The sequence below is a fragment of the Streptomyces sp. NPDC032745 genome (assembly GCF_055579465.1).
In genome coordinates this window covers 341,787-360,786 of the sequence record NZ_JBVING010000002.1, presented here as the reverse complement: position 1 = coordinate 360,786, position 19,000 = coordinate 341,787, and the positions used below count along the sequence as shown (strand labels likewise).

Annotated in this window: 17 protein-coding genes; 7 read left to right on the top strand and 10 right to left on the bottom strand. The window is 73.9% G+C overall.

Going from position 1 to position 19,000, the window contains the following annotated elements:
* Window positions 1-189: 189 nt before the first annotated feature.
* Entirely contained in the window at window positions 190-1,359 is a 1,170-nt protein-coding gene (locus tag ACZ5WG_RS05940; protein ID WP_468720963.1) for a glycosyltransferase, read from the bottom strand.
* Window positions 1,360-3,161: 1,802 nt separating this feature from the next.
* Between ACZ5WG_RS05940 and ACZ5WG_RS05935 the strand changes: the two genes are divergently transcribed.
* A complete protein-coding gene (locus ACZ5WG_RS05935) occupies window positions 3,162-3,956 on the top strand; it encodes a glutamate racemase (RefSeq protein WP_468720962.1) in 795 nt (264 codons plus the stop codon).
* A 7-nt stretch (window positions 3,957-3,963) separates the two neighbouring features.
* Window positions 3,964-4,353, top strand: coding sequence for a cytidine deaminase family protein (locus ACZ5WG_RS05930; RefSeq protein WP_468720961.1), 390 nt, complete (start codon window positions 3,964-3,966; stop codon window positions 4,351-4,353).
* Here the strand turns inward: ACZ5WG_RS05930 and ACZ5WG_RS05925 are convergent.
* A complete protein-coding gene (locus tag ACZ5WG_RS05925; protein WP_468720960.1) occupies window positions 4,329-5,276 on the bottom strand; it encodes an ADP-ribosylglycohydrolase family protein in 948 nt (315 codons plus the stop codon). The genes ACZ5WG_RS05930 and ACZ5WG_RS05925 overlap by 25 nt on opposite strands.
* A 139-nt stretch (window positions 5,277-5,415) precedes the next feature.
* Window positions 5,416-5,892 (bottom strand): VOC family protein, encoded by a 477-nt coding sequence (locus tag ACZ5WG_RS05920; RefSeq protein WP_468720959.1) that lies wholly within the window; start codon window positions 5,890-5,892, stop codon window positions 5,416-5,418.
* A 143-nt stretch (window positions 5,893-6,035) separates the two neighbouring features.
* Here ACZ5WG_RS05920 and ACZ5WG_RS05915 point away from each other — a divergent pair, with 143 nt between their 5' ends.
* Genes ACZ5WG_RS05915 through ACZ5WG_RS05905 form a run of 3 tightly spaced genes read left to right on the top strand, consistent with a single transcriptional unit; the run spans window position 6,036 to window position 8,755 of the window.
* A complete protein-coding gene (locus ACZ5WG_RS05915) occupies window positions 6,036-6,551 on the top strand; it encodes a hypothetical protein (RefSeq protein ID WP_468720958.1) in 516 nt (171 codons plus the stop codon).
* Between the two features lie 44 nt (window positions 6,552-6,595).
* Window positions 6,596-8,218: an apolipoprotein N-acyltransferase gene (lnt, locus tag ACZ5WG_RS05910; RefSeq protein ID WP_468720956.1), complete on the top strand. Its 1,623-nt coding sequence runs from the start codon at window positions 6,596-6,598 to the stop codon at window positions 8,216-8,218.
* Window positions 8,219-8,254: 36 nt separating this feature from the next.
* Window positions 8,255-8,755, top strand: coding sequence for an NUDIX hydrolase (locus ACZ5WG_RS05905; RefSeq protein WP_468720954.1), 501 nt, complete (start codon window positions 8,255-8,257; stop codon window positions 8,753-8,755).
* A gap of 15 nt (window positions 8,756-8,770) precedes the next feature.
* On the opposite strand, the gene ACZ5WG_RS05900 is transcribed toward ACZ5WG_RS05905, so the two are convergent.
* On the bottom strand, window positions 8,771-9,535 hold the full coding sequence (locus ACZ5WG_RS05900) for a trypsin-like serine peptidase (RefSeq protein WP_468720952.1): 765 nt from the start codon (window positions 9,533-9,535) through the stop codon (window positions 8,771-8,773).
* A 153-nt stretch (window positions 9,536-9,688) separates the two neighbouring features.
* Here ACZ5WG_RS05900 and ACZ5WG_RS05895 point away from each other — a divergent pair, with 153 nt between their 5' ends.
* Entirely contained in the window at window positions 9,689-10,513 is an 825-nt protein-coding gene (locus ACZ5WG_RS05895) for an alpha/beta hydrolase (RefSeq protein ID WP_468720951.1), read from the top strand.
* A gap of 33 nt (window positions 10,514-10,546) precedes the next feature.
* On the opposite strand, the gene ACZ5WG_RS05890 is transcribed toward ACZ5WG_RS05895, so the two are convergent.
* Window positions 10,547-11,998, bottom strand: coding sequence for a glycosyltransferase family 39 protein (locus ACZ5WG_RS05890; protein ID WP_468720950.1), 1,452 nt, complete (start codon window positions 11,996-11,998; stop codon window positions 10,547-10,549).
* A gap of 160 nt (window positions 11,999-12,158) precedes the next feature.
* Between ACZ5WG_RS05890 and ACZ5WG_RS05885 the strand changes: the two genes are divergently transcribed.
* A complete protein-coding gene (locus ACZ5WG_RS05885) occupies window positions 12,159-13,448 on the top strand; it encodes an ATP-binding protein (RefSeq protein WP_468720948.1) in 1,290 nt (429 codons plus the stop codon).
* 320 nt (window positions 13,449-13,768) lie between these two features.
* Here ACZ5WG_RS05885 and ACZ5WG_RS05880 read toward each other — a convergent pair whose 3' ends face one another.
* From ACZ5WG_RS05880 to ACZ5WG_RS05860, 5 genes are all read right to left on the bottom strand, one after another.
* A complete protein-coding gene (locus tag ACZ5WG_RS05880) occupies window positions 13,769-14,353 on the bottom strand; it encodes a hypothetical protein (protein ID WP_468720947.1) in 585 nt (194 codons plus the stop codon).
* The gene (locus ACZ5WG_RS05875) at window positions 14,350-15,948 is read right to left on the bottom strand and encodes a serine/threonine-protein kinase (protein WP_468720945.1); all 1,599 of its coding nucleotides are present in this window, start codon (window positions 15,946-15,948) and stop codon (window positions 14,350-14,352) included. The genes ACZ5WG_RS05880 and ACZ5WG_RS05875 overlap by 4 nt, the downstream gene beginning before the upstream one ends.
* Window positions 15,949-16,092: 144 nt before the next feature.
* Window positions 16,093-17,349, bottom strand: a complete 1,257-nt coding sequence (locus ACZ5WG_RS05870) for a Tm-1-like ATP-binding domain-containing protein (protein ID WP_468720944.1) — start codon at window positions 17,347-17,349, stop codon at window positions 16,093-16,095.
* A 48-nt stretch (window positions 17,350-17,397) separates the two neighbouring features.
* Window positions 17,398-17,886, bottom strand: a complete 489-nt coding sequence (locus tag ACZ5WG_RS05865) for an NUDIX hydrolase (RefSeq protein ID WP_468720943.1) — start codon at window positions 17,884-17,886, stop codon at window positions 17,398-17,400.
* A 79-nt stretch (window positions 17,887-17,965) separates the two neighbouring features.
* On the bottom strand, window positions 17,966-19,000 hold the full coding sequence (locus ACZ5WG_RS05860) for a cation diffusion facilitator family transporter (protein ID WP_468720941.1): 1,035 nt from the start codon (window positions 18,998-19,000) through the stop codon (window positions 17,966-17,968).

Genomic DNA, 19,000 nt, shown 5'->3' with positions numbered 1-19,000 from the left:
CCCTGACCTGCATATTCGCAGGTCAGAGCCACACCCTTCACTTCTCGTTCATGTGCACGTTTTCGCCACTTCCGCCCCGGGTTGTTCCTACTCGTACTCACCGGTTGGGTGTTGCACCGACTTGCTGCTGACGCAGTGTCACAACACGGTGACCTGGGATGACATCGGCAGGGGCGGCAGCTCGCCGTTTCAGGCGTCACTCGGACGGGCATAGGTACGGCCCTTCCACGCCGCGCCGCGGCCCCGGTAGTGCTGGACGGCCGAGTCGACGGTCATCAGGAGGTACAGGAGGGCCGTGAGCGGAAGCAGCGCAGCCAGCACGGCCGGCTGCCGGTAGTAGCGCAGCATCGGCAGATAGGTTCCGGCCATCAGGAGCCAGGCGAGAGCGCCCGCCCACGCTGTGGCGGCGTGCCCGGCGGCCAGACCTGCGAAGCAGGCGACCGGGGGGACGAGGTAGACGAGCGCGAGCCCGGCCACCGTCCCGGCCAGCAGCAGCGGCCGGTGGCGCAGTTGCGCGTACGCACTGCGCGAGATCATCCGCCACAGGTCCGCGAGCCCCGGGTACGGGCGCACGCTGTCCACCCGCTCCGCGAGCCCCAGCCAGATCCGGCCGCCCGAACGCCGCACGGCACGGGCGAGGGAGACGTCGTCGATGACGGCCTGCCGGATCGACTCCGGCACGCCCGCCCGTACGGCGGCCTCGGTACGCAACAGGACGCAGCCGCCAGCCGCGGCGGCGGTCCGGCCGGTCGGGCGGTTGATCCGGCGGAACGGGTAGAGCTGGGCGAAGAAGTACACGAAGGCCGGTACGACGAGCCGCTCCCAGGGGCTGACGACACGGAGACGGGCCATCAGCGAGACGAGGTCCAGCTCGGCGGTCGTCGCGGCCGCGACCAGCTCACGCAGGCTGTCGGGCTCGTGCGCGATGTCGGCATCGGTGAGGAGCAGGTACTCGGGCTCGGTGGCGTGGGCGGTCCGGGCGAGCGCGATGCCGTGCCGCAGCGCCCACAGCTTCCCGGTCCAGCCGGGTTCCGGCTCGCCGGGGGAGACGACGGTGAGGGGCAGCCCGGGCTGCTCCCGGGCCAGCCGCAGGGCGAGGGCGCCGGTGCCGTCGGTGCTGCCGTCGTCGACCAGGATGACCTCGGCTTCGCCGGGATAGTCCTGGGCGATGAGCGAGGGCAGGCTGCAGGGCAGCACCCCGGCCTCGTCCCGGGCCGGGACGACGATGGCGACGGAGGGCCAGCGGGCGGGGGCGCTGCGCGGAGGGAGCCGGACGTCGGTCCGCCAGAACATGCCCTGGGCGAACGTGAGCCAGATCCAGACGACGAGGGATGCGCAGGCGGCGCAGAGAAGGCCCATGCGGGCAGTCTGCCGAACCCCGCGGGACGTGTCCCGCATTTCGGGCGGGGGCGGGCGCTGGGGTGGCGGGGTCTTTGTGTTCGGGGTCGGGGAGGTGGGGCGGGAGGGGGCGGGGCGGGAGGGGGGTGGGGTTCGTGTGTTCGGGGTCGGAGGAGCCGGTCGGGAGGGCGGGGGCGGGGTTCGTGTGCTCGGCGACGGAGGGGTTGGTCGGGGGGGCAGGGGGCGGGGGCCGCGGACGCGGGGTCGGGAGGGGTCCGGGGGCGTCCCGTCAGTCCACTGTCCTTCCGTGTCGTGCCGGTCCCTCAAGGGCGCTCCCTGCGGTCGCGTCGCTTCGCGATGTCGCTGCGCTCCACCCTTGACCGACCGACCCGCCCCGGAATGCCAACAGACTGCCGGGAAGCCCCCGAAGGATGGCCAGGGGGTTCAGGGTTCCGATCAGCCCCGATCGGAGATGCCGGGCAGGGGCCCTGTCCATCCGCACCCAGCCCACCAGGACCAGCGAGCCGGGCCGGTGACGGGGCCGCGGGGAGGGAATGGCTCCCTGAAGGGCCCATAGGCACCTTTTCCGGACCCAGGTGGGGTCAACCTGCACCAGACAGCGATGAGATGACCCTGCGGTGCCGGTTGGCCCGTATCGCGTCAGATCGCTACGCGCTCCTCATCTCTCGGCGTCCGGCGGCCGTCCGGGGCTGGACGTAGGCCGCCAGATGCCTCCCGTGGGCGGGTTTTCGGCGTCTGCACGCCAGTGGGGGCGAAAGGAGGGCGAGAGGGAGCCTGATGTCGGATTTCTCCACCTCTCACTCCGACAGGGCGCCTTCTGACCCTCAACTGGCGAACAAAATGGGGCAAACGACCCGCTGTCGCATGCCGGGCCGTCCCTGTGCCGGTCGTGGGCGGCCTATGTCCAGCCCCAGGCGGGGGGAGGACGCCAAGCAGAGAGGAGCGCGTAGCGATTTGGGGCGCCTGCGGGCCACGGGTGCCGGCATGGGCATCTGGCCGCTGTCTGGTGCAGGTTGACCCTGCCTGGGTCCGGAAAGGGTGCCTATGGGCCCTTGAGGGAGGCATGGCCCTCCCCGGGCGCCCATTCCGACCCCTCTCGATGCTCCTGGTGGGCTGGGTGCGGATGGACAGGGGCTGCCGGTCAGGATCTCTGATGGGCCCTCATCGGAACATGAACCCCCCGGCCATCCTTCGGGGGCTTCCCGGCAGTCTGTTGTCTTTCCGGGGCGGGCCGGTCGGTCAAGGGTGGCCGAAGGCCATCGCGAAGCGACGCGACGACGAAGGAGGAGCGCCCTTGAGGGACCGGCACGACACGGAAGGACAGTGGACTGACGGGACGCCCCCGGACACACACCGACCCCGCGTCCGCGGCCCCCGCCCCCGTCCTCCCGATCGACGTTTCCGTCGCCGATTACGCGGCCCGCCGGCGTCCCGATCGACCTCCGTTGCCGAGCAGAGGAACCTGCCCCCGACGTCCCGACCGACGCTTCCGACGCCGACTCGGCAGGCCGCCCGTCCACTCGCCGCCCGAGCGACTCCGCCTCCGCGGGCCCCGCCCGCAGCCCCGACTGGCTGGTCGACGCCGCGTGTGCGGATCCCGCCGCTCAGGTCCCGCCGCGCCCTGCATCCCGGTCGGCTGACCCTGCCGCTCTGCCCCCGTTGCGGTAACCGCCTCCCGTCGAGGTGACCCCGCCGGTCAGATCCCGCCACGCCAGCCGCCCCCGCCCCCTCACCCCCGCCCCCTCACCCCGCCCCCGCCCCGGATTGGGGGTTTTCCCGGGGGCTTCGATTAAGGTGACCAGGTGAAGATCGCCCTCATGGACTCCGGAATCGGCCTCCTCGCGGCAGCCGCCGTGATGCGGCGGCTGCGGCCCGACCTCGATCTGGTCCTCTCCTGCGACCCCGACGGCATGCCCTGGGGGCCGCGTACCCCCGCCGATCTGACCGGGCGCGCCCTCGGTGTCGCACAGGCCGCCGCCGGGCACCGGCCGGACGCGCTGATCGTGGCCTGCAACACCGCCTCCGTGCATGCCCTGCCCGCGCTCCGGGCCGAGCTCGAGCCCGGGATCCCGGTGATCGGGACCGTGCCGGCGATCAAGCCCGCCGCCGCCGCGGGCGGGCGCGTGGCCATCTGGGCCACCCCCGCCACCACCGGCAGTTCGTACCAGCGCGGGCTGATCCGCGACTTCGCCGCCGGGGCCCGGGTCACCGAAGTGCCCTGCCCGGGACTCGCCGATGCCGTCGAGGTGGGGGACGGCACCGCCATCGCCGCGGCCGTCGCCGCGGCCGCCGCGCTGACCCCGGCCGACGTCACCGACGTCGTCCTCGGCTGCACGCACTACGAGCTCGTCGAGGCGCCCATCCGGGCCGCCCTGGACGAGCGGACCGGTGGCGCCGACCTCCGCTTCCACGGCTCCGCCGAGCCCGTCGCCGTACAGGCGCTGCGCCGCCTCGGCGTCCTCCCCGAGCCGGGCCTGCCCCGGACCGGAACCCTGACCGTCCTGCTCAGCGGGCAGGAGGGGGCGCTCCCCGCCGCCGCGCTCGGGTACGCCGAAGGGCGGCTGCTCGCGGAAGAGGGCGCGGCCGTCGGGCGATGATCGGGCGATGACCCCGCAGGACCTCGCGCTCGTCGCGGCCGCCACCGATCTGGCCCGGGCCCGTTGCCACGGCGAGGACCACACCGTGGCGGCGGTGGCCCGTGCCCGTGACGGCCGGACCGTCGGGGGCGTGAACGTGTACCACTTCACCGGAGGCCCCTGCGCCGAGCTCGTCGTCCTCGGCGCGGCCGTCGCGCAGGGCATCCGCGGGCTCGACACGATCGTCGCCGTCGGGGACCGCGACCGCGGAGTGCTCCCGCCGTGCGGCCGCTGCCGCCAGGTGCTCCTCGACCTCCACCCGCGGCTTCGGGTGATCGTCGGCTCAGGCGGCGCGCTGCGGGCCGTGCCCGTGGCGGATCTGCTCCCCGAGCGCTACGTCCGCCCCGCGAGCGACTGAGCGAGCGCGCGCAGCCCGTCCGCGTCCAGCACCCGGTCCCCGAACCCGGGCAGCGGTACGTGCAGTGGGGCGGTCCACTCCGGCGGGATCGCCGCCTGCCCGTAGCGGGCCCCGGCCAGGGTGCCGGTGACCGCCGCGACCGTGTCGGTGTCCCCGCCCAGGTCCACGGCGGCCCGTACGGCCTCGGCGAACCCGGTGGTCGTCCGCAGCGCCCACACGGCCGAGCCCAGGCAGGGCCAGACCGCTCCGTTGAACTCGGTTGCCAGCCCCGGATGCCAGTCGTGGCCGAGGACGAGCCCGTACCGCTCGCGGTGGTCGGGGTGGACCGCGGTGAGCGCCCCGGGGAGGGCGGTCAGCGGATCGCCCCCGTCGAGAGTCACCCGTACGAGCTCGTGCAGCAGGGCCGTGCCCTCCCAGGCGGCCCGGTCGCCGTGCGTCAGTGCGGCGATGCGGCGGGCGGCGCCCATCGTGCCCTCCCGCCCGGCGGAGGCGAAGTACACCGCCGAGGTGGAGGCACGCATCAGGGAACCGTTGCCCGCCGCCCGCGCGTTGATCTGGAAGTGCAGTGCGGCGGCCAGGTCCCAGGCCTCGCCGTTGGTCAGCACGTCCTCCGTCTGGAGTCCGATGTCCTTGGGTGCGCCGGCCGCCCAGCGCTGGAACCGCCCGAAGACGTCGGGGAGTTCGAGACCGCCGTGCTCCAGCAGGGACTCGCCGACCAGGACGGCCATCTGCGTGTCGTCGGTCGCCTCGCCCGGGTCCCAGCCGCCGCCCCCGCGCATCTCCTCGCCGCGCGCGGTCAGCTCGCCGGCGGGCCCGAACTCGTAGGGCGCGCCGAGCGCGTCACCGACGGCCGAGCCCAGAACGGCCCCCACGGCGCGGTCGAGTCGAGTGATCACGGTTCCTCCTCGGACGGTTCGGGGCATACGCAGGCCAGTACACCGCGTGCGAAGCCTTCCAGGTCGTCGAGGCCGGCGGCGGCGAGGGTGCCCGCCGCCCGGCCCTGGGTGACGCGCTCCTCGGCCTGCTGCCCGGCTGAGGCCCCCGGGGCTCGGGGCCCTCGGGCTACGCGCCCGCGAGCCGGCCCTCCAACTGCTCCCAGGACACGTCCTCCAGGTGGGTGAGGAACACCCACAGGTGCCCGAACGGGTCCCGGAGGATGGCGGTCCGGTCGCCGTGGAACTGGTCCGCCGGCGGCTGGACCAGCTCCGCGCCCTCGGCCACCGCCGTCCGTACGAGTGCGTCCACGTCCGGTACGAACACGTGCAGCGCGACCGAGGTGCCGCCCAGCTCCGAGGGCGCCGTGAAGGGGCCCTCGGAGGTGTCGCCGAGCATGAGCACGGCCCCGCCGATCCGTATCTCGGCGTGCATCACCCCGCCCTCGGGATGGTCGAGCCGGAAGTCCTCGACGGCGCCGAAGGCCCGCCCGTAGAAGGAGAGTGCGGCGGCCGCGTCGGCCACCATGACGTGTGCGACGACCGCTGTGCGGTAGCGCTCCGGAACGGTCTGTACGGCGTGCTGTGCCGACTCGTGAGTGGTCATGCGGACGACCGTAGGACCTCAAGTTTGCTTGAGGTCAATGCCGGGCAGACGCGACCACGCGGGAGCGCACGTGGTCCGACGCGCCCGCGCCGTGTGGGCGAGAGGCGGTGGCGTACATGCGGAACGTGAGTACGCTGCTACACATGACGGGTCACCCCCCGGGTCCGCTGTGGACGGGCCGGGCCTCCAACCGCGTGCAGTGGCTGCTCGCCGCCGCCGGCGCGGCCTGTCTCGCACTCGGCATCGAGCTCGCCGTCGACTCGTCCTGGACCGCCGGAATCGTCCCGCTGCTGATGTCCGTCATCGGCTGCCTCGCCGTCGGGCTGCTGATCCTCTACGGCACCCTCGCCTTCGTGCACGTCGCCGTCAGCGTCGACGCCGAGGCGCTGGAGGTCCGCTGCGGCCACATCGGGGTGCCGCGCCGGAAGATCAAGCTCGCGGAGGTGGCCTCCGCCGAGTTCCTCCCCCGGATCACCCCGCAGCAGTGGGGCGGCTGGGGCTATCGCTGGCGCCCCGAGAAGGGCACCGCGGTCATCGTCCGGCGCGGCGAGGGGGTGGAGCTGCGGCTCGGCGACGGGAAGGTGTTCACCGTCACCGTCGACGACGCCGAGAACGCGGTCCGTGTCATCCGCGCCCACCTGCGCGCTCTCGCCCGCTGAGTCGCTCTCCCGCCCCCGGCGCGTGGGGACGTACACTCCGCCAAATGAGCAGCAGCATCACCCGAGACCCCGGCTCGACCGCCGAAGCGGAAGCCCGAGCGGAAACCGGAACCGCCGCAACCGAAGCCGCCGCATCCCGCTGGAAGGGGTGGGCGGCCTCGTGGCCCGTGCGCGCCGCCCTCGCCGCCGGCTCCGGTGCACTGCTCTACGTGAGCTTCCCGCCCCGCCCGCTGTGGTGGCTGGCCCCCGTCGCCCTCGCCGTGCTCGGCGGCTGCCTGCACGGCCGCCGCGCCCGCGCCGGCTTCGGCCTCGGCCTCCTGCACGGCCTGGGCTTCCTGCTGCCGCTGCTCGTCTGGACCAGTGAGGGCGTCGGCCCGGTCCCGTGGCTCGCCCTCGTCACCCTCGAAGCCCTCCTGATCGGCCTCACCGGCCTCGGGATCGCCCTCGTCAGCCGGCTCCCCGCCTGGCCCCTGTGGGGCGCGGCCGTCTGGATCGCGGGTGAGGCGCTGCGCGCCCGGGCCCCGTTCGGCGGTTTCCCCTGGGGCAAGCTCGCCTTCGGCCAGGCCGACGGCTTCTTCCTGCCGCTCGCCGCCCTCGGCGGCACCCCGCTGCTCTCCTTCGCCGTCGCGCTCTGCGGATTCGGGCTGTACGAGGCCCTGCGCGTCGCCCGCAGCCACCCGCGCCGGGCCGCCGCGGCCCTCGCGGCCCTCACCGTCGCCGCCCCGGTCGGCGCGGCCCTCGCCGCCCGCCCGCTGGTGTCCGACGCCGCCGAGGACGGCACCGTCGTGGCCGCCGTCGTCCAGGGCAACGTCCCGCGCGCAGGGTTCGACTTCAACGCCCAGCGCCGCCAGGTCCTCGACAACCACGCCAACCGGACGATCCAGCTCGCCGACGACATCAAGGCGGGCCGGGTCCCGAAGCCCGACTTCGTGGTCTGGCCGGAGAACTCCTCCGACATCGACCCGTACACCCAGCCCGATGCGTACGGCGTCATCGACAAGGCGGTCAAGGCCATCGGCGTGCCGGTCGCGATCGGTTCCGTGCTGGCCCCGGAGACCGGCCCGCTGCGCAACACGATGATCCTCTGGGACCCGGTCAAGGGCCCCATCGACACGTACGACAAGCGCAAGATCCAGCCCTTCGGGGAGCGCATCCCGATGCGCTCCGTCGTCCGGCTCTTCAGCTCCGACGTGGACCGGGTGAGCCGGGACTTCGGCCCCGGCAAGGAACCGGGCGTCTTCGACATGGGCGGCAGCGGGGTCGGCATGGTCACCTGCTTCGAGGCCGCCTTCGACGACGCAGTGCGCTCCACCGTCCGGGACGGCGCGCAGGTGATCGCCGTACCGAGCAACAACGCCACGTTCGGCCGGTCGCAGATGACCTACCAGCAGCTCGCGATGGACCGGGTCCGCGCGGTCGAGCACAGCCGGACCGTACTCGTCCCGGTCACCAGCGGTGTCAGCGCCGTCATCCGCCCCGACGGCGAGATCGTCCGGCAGACCGAGATGTTCACCGCGGACGCGCTGGTCGCCGAGATCCCGCTGCGTTCCACGCAGACCCCGGCCACCCGCTTCGGCCCGCTGCCCGAGTACGTGCTGCTCCTGGCCGCCGCCGGCGGCCTCGGCTGGACTCTCGTCCGCCGGATCAGGGCCCGCCGGGCAGCCTGACGCGGGGCGCCGGGCGCAGCCTCGTAGGGTCGGGGGATGACCACACCTGACTTCATCCGCGCGATCCGCGCCTCCGCCGGGAACCAGCTGCTCCTGCTGCCCGGGGTCACGGCCATCGTCTTCGACGACCGGGGGCGGGTGCTGCTCGGCCGGCGCTCCGACACCGGCCGGTGGGCCGTGGTCGGCGGGATCGCGGAGCCGGGGGAGCAGCCCGCACAGACGGCGGTGCGCGAGGTGTACGAGGAGACGGCGGTGCACTGCGTCCCGGAGCGGGTGGTGCTGGTCCAGATGCTCGAGCCGATCACCTACCCGAACGGCGACATCTGCCAGTTCCAGGACATCACCTTCCGCTGCCGGGCCACCGGCGGCGAGGCCCGGGCCAACGACAACGAGTCCCTGGAGGTGGCCTGGTTCGAACCGGACGCCCTGCCCCCGCTGGAACAGTTCGCACTGGACCGCATCCACCGCGCCCGACGCCACGACCCGGCCTGGTTCGAACCCTCGGTCGGGGTCCAGGAGGAACCGCGCCCTGCCTGACGGGCCGGTGGGTGGTCAGCCGGCGGAGACGGCGGCTTCGCGGTAGAGCTCCAGGGCCTGGTCGTCCATCACCGCGCTGTACGAGACCTCCGGGACCGTGCCGCCGCCCTCGTAGCCGCCCAGGACACCGGCCAGGGCGCCGTTCGCCAGCCAGGGGCTGCCGCTCGTGCCGCCGCTGAGGTCGGGGCAGTCGATCCGGCGCTGGGTCTGCGAGAACAGGCTCGTGGTGTTGGCGCAGCGCAGCGGGGCCTCGTCGGTGGCGGGGTAGCCGAGGACCGTCACCGTCACGTCGTCCGGCTGCTCCGGCGCCACCGGGAAGCCGCCCACCGCGTCCTCGATGCGCCCGGTGCCGCCGTCCGCCGCGGCGACCGTCGCGAAGGCGATGTCCTCGTCCGGGTCCCGCCCGGCCGTCCAGTCCGGGGCGACGTGCACGCCGGTCAGCTTCCACACCCCGTACGGGGCCTTGCCGTCCCGGTAGCCCGGCGCGAACACCGTGGTGTCCGGGTTGTCCAGGCAGTGCGCGGCGGTGGCGATCACGTTGCGGTCGTCGCTGTGCACCACGGCCGCGGTGCAGAAGTGCCCGCCGTCGAGGGTACCCGCGAAGAGGGCGCCCACCCGGTCCGCCGCCCGGCCGGACCCGGCCTCGGCCGTCACCCCGAGCGGCGGCACCGCCGCGGCGTCGGGCAGGTCCACGCTCACCAGGGCGGCCATCGCGGCCAGCGCCAGCAGGATCCGGGACGCCCGCCGGGCGCGGGTGCCGTGGGCCGGTCGGGGAAGCATGCGCGGGATCATGCACCGAGCCTCCCCGCAGAAGCTATGCCCGGAGCCCGGTATTCCATATGAATGCGCTGTGAATCCGGGCTCCGCAGGCGGGGGCGCGTCGCACGGGCGAGACTGGCAGAGGCGCCAGGGGGGTCCAGGAGGTGTCCCGCCATGACCGCACAGCGCCGAACGCCCGTGGTGTTCATCCACGGCCTCTGGCTGCATTCCTCGAGCTGGGAGGGCTGGGCCGACGCCTTCACCGAAGCCGGGTACGAGCCCGTCCTGCCGGAGTGGCCGGGGGTCCCCGGCACCGTCACCGAGGCCCGACGCCGGCCCGACGACCAGGCGGGGGTCGGCCTGGTCGAGATCTCCGAGGCGCACGCCAAGGTGATCCGCGCCCTGCCGGTCCGCCCCGTCCTCGTGGGGCACTCGGTGGGCGGGTTCATCGCCCAGCACCTGCTCGGCCAAGGTCTCGCCGACGCTGCCGTGGCCATCTGCCCCGGGCAGATCAAGGGCGTGAAGGCCATCGCCCCGGCCCAGGCCAAGTCGACGTTCGCCGTGCTGCGCGACCCCGGCAACACCCGGCGGTCCGTCTCGCTGAACCGCGAGCAGTTCCGCTACGGCTTCGCCAACGCCGTCTCCGAGCAGGAGGCCGAGGAGCTCTTCGAGGAGTGGACGATCCCGAGCTCCGCCCGCCCGCTGTTCCAGCTGGCCCTCGGCAATTTCACCCCGCACTCACCGACCAAGGTCGACACGGAGAACGACAGCCGCGGCCCGCTGCTCCTGCTGTCCGGCAGGCTCGACCACACCGTCCCGGACCTGCTCACCCGCTCCACCTACAAGCAGTACCGGCACTCCCACGCGACCACCGAGTACCAGTGCTTCGAGGACCGCGGCCACTCCCTGACCGTCGACCACGGCTGGCCGGACCTGGCCCAGGCCTCGCTCTCGTGGCTGGATTCCCATACCGCGGCGGCCCACCCCCACGCCGCCTGACCGGCGGCAGCGTCCACCGGCGCCCGTTAGCCGTCAGCGGCGCTCGTACACCGTCACGCGGCGTCCCCGGACCTGGCGGTCCTCCACCACGGTGAACCGCTCCTTCAGCACCGCCGCCTTCGCAGCGTCCCGCGCGGCCCCCGACGGCTTCGCCACCTTCGCCGCGTCCGTCACCAGCAGCACCCGCCGCTGCCCGAGCAGCGCCGCCCGGATCCGCGCCGGGTCCGCCTCCTCGCCCTTGAGGGTGTCCGAGGCCGCCGGACTCCGCTCCAGGGCGACGTCCACCAGCCCCGTGAAGGCCCCCGGGGAGACCAGCGCCGTGTCCCGCCGGGCGGCCGGCACGAACAGCACCGCGTCCCCGGGCCGCCCCAGCCGGGCCACCTCGCCGGCCACGGCGAGCACGTCGTCGACCCGGCTGGCCGGAGCCCGCTTGCCCAGCTCCACCGGCAGCAGCGCCAGCACCGCGATCCCGGTCACGCCCGGCACCAGCAGGTGCGCCGCCCGCGGGAACCGACCCCGGGCGGCCCGTACGCAAGCGCCCAGCGCCGCCCCGATCAGCAGGGCCAGGCCCAGCATGCTGAACAGCACGTACCGGTCCAGGAACAGTGGCTGGACCAGGGAGATCCCGATCAGGCCCAGCTGGGGCACCGCCAGCAGCGGCAGCCCCACCGCGGCCGCCGACAGCCGGCCCGCGCGCGGCCGGTCCAGCCAGGCCCCGAGGCCGCCGACGGCCAGCAGGATCGCCGGGCCGATCATCATGTGCCAGGTCAGCGGCGGTATCCACGACACCTGGTCGGACTGGCTGCGGCTGAACAGCACCAGCGGCAGCGACCCCGCCACGGCGCACGCCCCGTACGCCGCCCAGCGCAGCCACACACCGCGCCCGGCCCGCACCCACCACAGCGTCGCCGCATGCGCGGGCAGGATCAGCAGCGACAGCCAGTTCAGCAGTGCGCACACCAGCACCGTGACCGCGTACCCCGTCCACCGCGGCCAGGCCCGCCGCCCGGGCGGCGCCGACAGCAGCGACACCAGCAGCAGGGTCGACAGCCCGGCACCGGCCGCGACCAGCGCGTACGGCCTGCCTTCCTGGAGGTAGAACTGCACGGCCGGCAGCAGCCCGAGTGCCAGCCCGCCGCCCAGTCCGGCCCAGAACCCGGCCAGCCGCCGCCCGATCAGGGCCACGCAGGCCGCGGCGGCCGCCACGGCCAGCACCGACGGCAGCCGCAGCGTGGCGGTACTCGCCCCGAAGAGCTCGAAGAGCCCGTGCATGAGGAGGTAGTACAGGCCGTGCACGGCGTCGACGTTGCCGAGCATGTCCAGGATCTCGCCCGCCGGCCGGCCGGCCACCTGCCAGGTCGCCGCCTCGTCCCGCCACACGCTGTCCTGCCGGGAGAGCCCCCACAGACCGAGCGCCAGGGTCCACAGGGAGGGGATGAGCCAGATGAGGGGCCCGCGACGGGCCGCGGGTATGTGGCAAAGCATGAAGGCGCTGGAATCCTCGGTCTGGCGTTCGGGTGGAAGACACCAGTCTATGGACGACACGGACGGTTTCCGGACCGGCTGTTGTGCACCGCGGAGCGTGATCGCCGGGCCCGGCCGCCCCTAGCCTCGCCGCAGGAGCACGAACGAGGGGCGGTACCCGGTGAACTGGCTCATCCACGACTACCGCGAGAGCGATCTCGCCGCTGTCGTCCATCTGATCGACACCACGGCCGAACTCGGCCAGGAATCCGTCTTCTCGCTCGCCGAGTGCATCAGCGCCCTCACCGACCGGCAGCCGTGCGTGGTCGCCGTCCACCAGGGCGTCCCGATCGGCGCGGCCCTCGCCTGCGTCACCGGCGAGCGGGCCTGGGTGATGCGCATCGCGATCGCCGCGGGCTGGCGCGGCCGGGGCCTGGCCAGTGCCCTGCTCGTCGAGCTGGAGCGGCGGCTGATCGCCGCCCGCGTCGGCCGGATCGCGTACGTCCTGCCCGAGGAGGACCTGCTCGGAGAGGGCCTGCTCAACGCCGGCTACACGCGCCAGCCCGCCGTCGCCTACTTCGAGAAGACCGAGCCGCTGCACGGACCGGCGGCCGGTCTCCTCGACGATCTCGGCGGCCGCTTCCTGCCGAACGACCTGTGGAACAAGGTCGCCGGCATGGAGCAGGAGAAGGACCTCATAGAGCGGCGCGTGGTGCTGCCGCTCGCCGAGCCCGAGCGGGCCGCCGCGCACGGCGTGCGGCCGCCGCGCGCCATCACCCTCTTCGGCCCGCCCGGCACCGGCAAGACCACCTTCGCCCGCGCCATCGCCTCCCGGCTCGGCTGGCCCTTCGTCGAACTGCTGCCCTCCCGCCTCGCCGACGAGGGCAATCTGGCCGCGGCGCTGCGCGACGCGTTCGCCCGGATCGCCGAGCTGGAGCGGGTCCTCGTCTTCATCGACGAGGTCGAGGAGATCGCGCCCGTGCGCACCGAGCCCGCGCAGCCCGGCGGGATCCACGGGGTCACCAACGAGCTGCTCAAGCTGATCCCCGGATTCCGGGAGGGCGACGAGCGGCTGCTGGTGTGCGCCACCAACTCCATCCGCTCCCTGGACCCGGCGTTCCTGCGGCCCGGGCGTTTCGACTACCTGATCCCGATCGGCACCCCGGACGCCGGGGCGCGCGCCGCGATCTGGTCCCGCTACACGGCGGGCCGCACCGACGTGGACGTGACGGCCCTGGTGGCGGCGAGCGAGCTGTTCACCCCGGCCGACATCGAGCACGCGGCGCGGATCGCGGCGCAGGTGTCGTTCGAGCGGGACCTGGAGGCGGTGGGCGCACGCGGCGCGGCGGCGGCCCAGCTCGGGGCCTCCACGCAGGACTACCTGGCGGCGGTCGCGCAGTGCAGGCCGACGGTGACCCCTGCGATGACGGGCGAGTTCGAGGCGGACATCACCGCCCACGCCAGGTTTTGAATCAACGGGGGTTGAGCGACCTGCCACGGACAGGTCGGCAGGATGGCCCGCAGTCACTCCCCAAAGCGGCTGCGGGCCTCCCGCGCGGACTGGCATCCGTGCGGGACGGCCACGCTCCGGTCGGGGTGTTCGCCGGCTGGAACGTGACGCGCAGGGGTGCCGGAGGGCGTCCCTGAGCCCTCGTCAACGCATACGAGTCAACCAGCGGGCGGGGTGCGCGCGCTTCGGCCGGACGGCCACCGCTGCCGTGGCCGCCTCGGCCGGAAGGACGGTGCCGTTGGTCCCGCCGCCACCGGGCCGTCGGTCCCGCCCGCCGCCCGCTAGCCGGGGCAGCGGTACGTGAACTGCGTCGCCGCGGTGCGCTGCCCGGGCGAGACCAGCTGGAGCTTCGCCTCGGCCGCGTACGTGCCCCGGCCCTGGAAGGTCCACAGCAGGTGCAGCCGGGCCTCCTTCCTCCCGCGCGGCACCCGCTCGGTGAGCTGCTCCGACTGCGTGCCGTCGGAGCGGATCCACCGGTACGTGAGCGTCCCCGGCCGCCCGTTGGTCCGTACGACGGCCACCACGTCGGCGGCGGAATCGCAGCCGGGACCCTGCGGGTCGGCGGCGGCGACCCGCACGTCCCGTACCTCGATGGCCGGGCCGTACCGCTGCCAGGCCAGGTACGCGAGCACCGCGAGCAGGATGACGGCGGCCAGGGTGTACCGGCGCCACTCCCCGCGCCGGCGGGCCGGCACCGGTTCCGCGACCACGGGGAACGGCGCCGGCATGGCGGCCGTCACCCCGGGTCCGAACCGCAGCACCGACCCCTCGATCCGGTCGGGCACGGCCTCCTGCGGCTGCGGCGGCCCGCTGAACCAGTGGCTGCCGAGGACGGTGGCGCTGTAGTCGTCGTCGCTGTCGCTCATGAGATCGTGCACCGCCTGATGAAGACCTGGGAGATCGAGGAACCGCCGCCGGCGGCGGGTTTGGTGGTGGCCCGCACGCCCCAGTAGCAGCCCCGGCCGGTGAAGGTGTGGGCCTTGACGAGCGGCGCGGCGGCGCCCGGCTGGTACGTGAGGGTGTCCGGCGCGCCGTCGGGCGTGCCCAGCTTCCCCTCCGCGTTGCCGGTGAACCATTCGAGCACCACCGTGACCGGAGCGGTGCCCTTCGCCTCGACCGTCACGGTCGCCTGGCCGAGAGAGGGCCCCGTCTCGCGGACGGTGACGGACACCGCGCCGACGACCACCGTCGGCTTCGGTGAGGGCGGCGGGGTGGTGGGCGGCTTCGTCGTCGGCGCCGTGATCGTGGGCGTCACCGTCGGCGAGTAGCTCGGGCTCGGGGTGGGGGTGGGTGACGGCGACGCGGACGGGGACGGCGAGGGGGAGGGGGACGGCGAGGGAGAGGCGGACACGCTCGGGCCAGGAGCCGGTGCGGGGCCAGCACCGCCGGGGCTCGCGCTCGACGTCGCGAACGCGTTCAGCGCCGAAGCCCCGCCGGGCTCCCCGCCGACCGCGCTGTAGGTGAGCGCCGTCAGTACGCCCAGGACCAGCGCCGCGCCGCCCGCGAGCAGGCCGCGCCGGCCCGGGGCCCAGCGCGAGGGGCTCGCGATCGTGGTCGTCGCCACCGCCGTGGTCCCCGAGGCGGGGGCGCCCGCCGAGGGGAACAGCAGCGGCAGCAGCGCGGCCAGCGCCGCGAGCTTGCGCTGCCCGCGCTCCTCCCAGTGCGGCCCGTACGCGGCGAGCGCCACGCCCTCCAGCTCCGCCACGAACGCCTCGGCGTTCTCCGGCCGCTGCTCCGGGGCCTTGGCCAGACCCCGCCGGATCAGCGGGCGCACCGGCTCGGGGGCCTCGGTCTCCGGGACCGGCGCCTCTATGTGCTGGACGGCGAGCTCCGCGAAGTTCTCCCCGGCGAACGGCTTGCGGCCGGTCAGGCACTCGAAGAACGTCGCCGTCGCCGCGTACACGTCGGCCGCGGGCGAGGCCGGCCGGCCCTGCCACTGCTCGGGGGCCATGTACGCCGGTGTGCCGGCCACCCCGGGCGTCGTACCGCGGCGCGCGGCGATGCCGAAGTCCACCAGCTTCGAGGAGCCGTCGGGGGCGACCAGTACGTTCTCGGGCTTGTAGTCGCGGTGGACGACGCCCGCCCGGTGCGCCGCGGCCAGGCCCAGCAGCGAGCCCTTCAGCACCACCAGAGCGGCCTCGGGATCGGCCTGCCCGGCCTGCTTCAGCAGCGCGCGCAGGGAGATCCCGTCGACCAGCTCCATCACGATGGCGGCGCCGTCGGGCGCCTCCACGTACTCGTACAACCGGACCACGTACGGCGTGTCCAGTCCGCCGAGCAGCCGGGCCTCGGCCCGGAACTCGCCGACGAACGCCGGGTCCTCGCGCAGCCGGTCGCTGAGGTACTTCACCGCGACCGGCGTGCCCGTGGCCTCGTGGACGGCGAGGACCACGCGGCCGCTGCCACCCGAGCCGAGCTCCCGGACCTGCGCGTAGCCGGGCACCGTCCACACGTTCTTCATCGTCTGCCCCCGTCCGTGGCGTCACCGAGCCCCAGGCCCGGTCGCACGCCGACCGGCCACACCCAGGGACACGGTTTCCGCCACGGCCGGTTCCCAACCCTGCCGGGCGTCTCGCACGGCGGTCAGGCGGCGGTCAGGCGGCGGTCAGGCCGCGGCCCGTGCCGCGCCGATCATGGCGTGCAGCCGGTCGGCCGCCGCCCGCCCGAAGTCCGGGTCGTTGATGTGGGTGTCGTAGTCGTAGAGCCTGGCGGAGCTGCCGCGCAGCCCCTCACGCAGCGCCGAGAACAGGGCCCGGTCTGCGTCGGGGTCATGGTAGGTACCGCCCGGCGCACCGAGCGTGGACAGTCCGCGGAGTGGGACGCAGACGGCCGTGGGGCCGGTCGCCGCGCGGAGTTTGGCGGCGACCCGGCGGCCGAGCTCCGCGCACTCGGCGGGGGTCGTACGGATCACCGTGATGGACGGGTTGTGTACGTGGACCCGCCGGTAGCGGGCCCGTTCGGGCAGGGTCTCCAGCGGCCCGAACTTCACCATGTCCAGCGCCCCCAGGCTCACCACCTGCGGAATCCCGGCCCGCCCGGCTGCGCTGAGCCGGTCGGGGCCGGCGGTGAGGATGCCGCCGCACAGGTCGTCGGCGAGCTCGCTGAGCGTGAGGTCGAGCACGCCCGCGAAGATGCCCTGCCCGGCCAGGGTCTCCAGGGTGCGGCCGCCGGTGCCGCTGACGTGGAAGACCAGCACCTCGTAGCCGAGTTCGGTCAGGTGCTCGCGGGCGGCGTCCACCCCTGTGGTGGTGACGCCCGCCATGCTCGCCGCGATCAGCGGCCGGGAGCCGGCGCCCAGCCGGGCCGGGCGGTGCAGCTCACGGGAGGCCCGTTCGAAGGCCTTGGCCATCCCCGTGGCCGCCTCGACCGCATTCGCCAGGACCGGTGCGGAGATGCTGTTGATCCCCGCGATGTCCACGACGCTGTACATCATCGCGATGTCCGAGGATCCGACGTACGGGGCCACGTCCCCGGACGCCATGGACGAGACCATCAGCTTCGGCACGCCCAGCGGCAGCGCGCGCATCGCCCGGGTGGCGATGGAGGTGCCGCCGCTGCCGCCGATGGCGAGCACCGCGTGCAGCCGGCCCTCGGTGTGCAGGCGTAGCAGTGTCGCCTCGGCGCCTTTGGCCATCGTGGTCACGGCCGCGCCCCGGTCGGCGGCCGCGCGCAGTTCCGACAGTTCCGTTCCCGCTGCCCGGGCCACCGCTTCGCGCGGTACGTCCGCGGGCACCCGGGGCTCGCCCATGATGCCTGTGTCGACCATGATCACTTCGACGCCGGTGCGCAGCAGTCTCTCGCGCAGCCAGCCGTACTCGACACCCTTGGTGTCCAGGGTTCCCACCAGCACGACGTTCGTCATATGTGCAATGTCCATGCGGGTGGGGTTTGTTGGCAAGTCAAGGTCAGGTCAACCCTTCAGGAGCCCCAACAGCCTCTCCAGGAAGGGAATTTGAGAGGGAGTCAGCTTGCTTTCGGCCACGGGTGGAGTGAACCAGGCCACCCGGTCCAGCTCGGGGAACTCCTGCGTCCGCCCCGAGTGCGGGGGCCACTCCATCGTGAACGTCCCGGGCACCATCAGCGCCGGATCGAGATCGGCCCGTACGGCCCAGATCGTCACGAGCTTGCCGCCCGGGATCCGCAGCTCGCCCAGCGGAAGGTACGGGCCCTCCGGCGGCGGCAGGCCGATCTCCTCGGTGAACTCCCGGCGGGCCGCGTCGAGCGGGGTCTCGTCCGCCTCGTACTCGCCCTTGGGGATGGCCCAGGACCCGTCGTCCTTGTGCTCCCAGAAGGGGCCGCCCATATGGCCGAGGAGTACTTCGACGGCGTCCTCCGCCGGGCCGGCGGGCTCGGCGGCCGTGCGGAACAGGAGCAGTCCGGCGCTGCGCTTCTGCGTCATGCGTGCATGTATGCCCCGTGGGCGGGCGGGTCAGCGCGGTCACCGGCGATCGGCCACCGGCACCACCGCGGATCAGCCGTCAGTGGTCGTGCGGGCCCTGCCGGTGCACCGGGCCGTGGGCGTCCACGCAATGCGGGTCGCCCGGGTCCTCGCCCGGGCGGCCGACGCTGAGCAGGGCTTCCTGTACGTGGTCCACCTGGAGGGTGGTGTGCGTGATCCCGTACTCCTTGTCCAGCAGCCGCTCCAGGTCGCGGCGTACGGCGTGGCAGTCGCCGGCCGGTTCGACGAGCACGTGCGCCGACAGGGCCGCCTGCCCGGAGGTGATCGTCCAGATGTGCAGGTCGTGCACCTCGGTGACCGGCGGGTGCCCGACGAGCCGGTCGCCCACTGCGTCCGGGTCCACGTGCGCCGGCGCGGCCTCCAGGAAGATCCGGCCGGACTCGCGGACCAGCCCGTAGCCCGCCTTGACCATCAGCACCACGACGACGAGCGTGGCGATCGCGTCCGCCTGGACGAATCCCGTGGTGAGCACGATCAGGCCGGCGACGGCGGTGCCGATGAAGGCGAACAGGTCGTTCAGGATGTGCTGGTAGGCGCCCTCGACGGCGAGCGAGGAGCGGTTCGCCCTGGAGATGCACCACGCGGCCGCCACGTTCACGACGATGCCCGCGAGCGCCGTCACGAGGACCAGCCCGCCCGCCACCTCCGGCGGGTCCATCAGCCGCCGGACCGCCTCGTACGCCAGCCAGGCCGCGAGCAGGAGCAGGGTGAGCCCGTTGGCCTGGGCGGAGAGTATCTCCGCGCGCTTGAGGCCGTACGTGAAACCGCCGCGCGCCGGGCGGGCCGCGAGCCGCATCGCGATCAGCGCGAGGACGATCGAGACGGCGTCGGTGAGCATGTGGGCGGCGTCGGAGATCAGAGCCAGGGACTGGGCGACGATGCCGATGACCACCTCGACCGCCATGAACGCGCCGATCAGGCCGAGCGCGATGGCCAGCCAGCGCCGGTCGGCGTCAGCGGAGACGCCGTGGCTGTGCCCGCCGTGGCCGTGGCCGCCGTGGTCGTGGCCGGCGGCGTGGCCGTGGTCGTCGTGCGCGTGGTCGTGCCCACTCAT

Coding starts and splice junctions, on each gene's coding strand:
- ACZ5WG_RS05940 (WP_468720963.1), bottom strand. CDS start 1,359: ATGGGCCTTCTCTGCGCCGCCTGCGCATCCCTCGTCGTCTGGATCTGG.
- ACZ5WG_RS05930 (WP_468720961.1), top strand. CDS start 3,964: ATGACCCCGCAGGACCTCGCGCTCGTCGCGGCCGCCACCGATCTGGCC.
- ACZ5WG_RS05925 (WP_468720960.1), bottom strand. CDS start 5,276: ATGCCCCGAACCGTCCGAGGAGGAACCGTGATCACTCGACTCGACCGC.
- ACZ5WG_RS05920 (WP_468720959.1), bottom strand. CDS start 5,892: ATGACCACTCACGAGTCGGCACAGCACGCCGTACAGACCGTTCCGGAG.
- ACZ5WG_RS05915 (WP_468720958.1), top strand. CDS start 6,036: ATGACGGGTCACCCCCCGGGTCCGCTGTGGACGGGCCGGGCCTCCAAC.
- lnt (WP_468720956.1), top strand. CDS start 6,596: ATGAGCAGCAGCATCACCCGAGACCCCGGCTCGACCGCCGAAGCGGAA.
- ACZ5WG_RS05905 (WP_468720954.1), top strand. CDS start 8,255: ATGACCACACCTGACTTCATCCGCGCGATCCGCGCCTCCGCCGGGAAC.
- ACZ5WG_RS05900 (WP_468720952.1), bottom strand. CDS start 9,535: ATGCTTCCCCGACCGGCCCACGGCACCCGCGCCCGGCGGGCGTCCCGG.
- ACZ5WG_RS05895 (WP_468720951.1), top strand. CDS start 9,689: ATGACCGCACAGCGCCGAACGCCCGTGGTGTTCATCCACGGCCTCTGG.
- ACZ5WG_RS05890 (WP_468720950.1), bottom strand. CDS start 11,998: ATGCTTTGCCACATACCCGCGGCCCGTCGCGGGCCCCTCATCTGGCTC.
- ACZ5WG_RS05880 (WP_468720947.1), bottom strand. CDS start 14,353: ATGAGCGACAGCGACGACGACTACAGCGCCACCGTCCTCGGCAGCCAC.
- ACZ5WG_RS05875 (WP_468720945.1), bottom strand. CDS start 15,948: ATGAAGAACGTGTGGACGGTGCCCGGCTACGCGCAGGTCCGGGAGCTC.
- ACZ5WG_RS05870 (WP_468720944.1), bottom strand. CDS start 17,349: ATGACGAACGTCGTGCTGGTGGGAACCCTGGACACCAAGGGTGTCGAG.
- ACZ5WG_RS05865 (WP_468720943.1), bottom strand. CDS start 17,886: ATGACGCAGAAGCGCAGCGCCGGACTGCTCCTGTTCCGCACGGCCGCC.
- ACZ5WG_RS05860 (WP_468720941.1), bottom strand. CDS start 19,000: ATGAGTGGGCACGACCACGCGCACGACGACCACGGCCACGCCGCCGGC.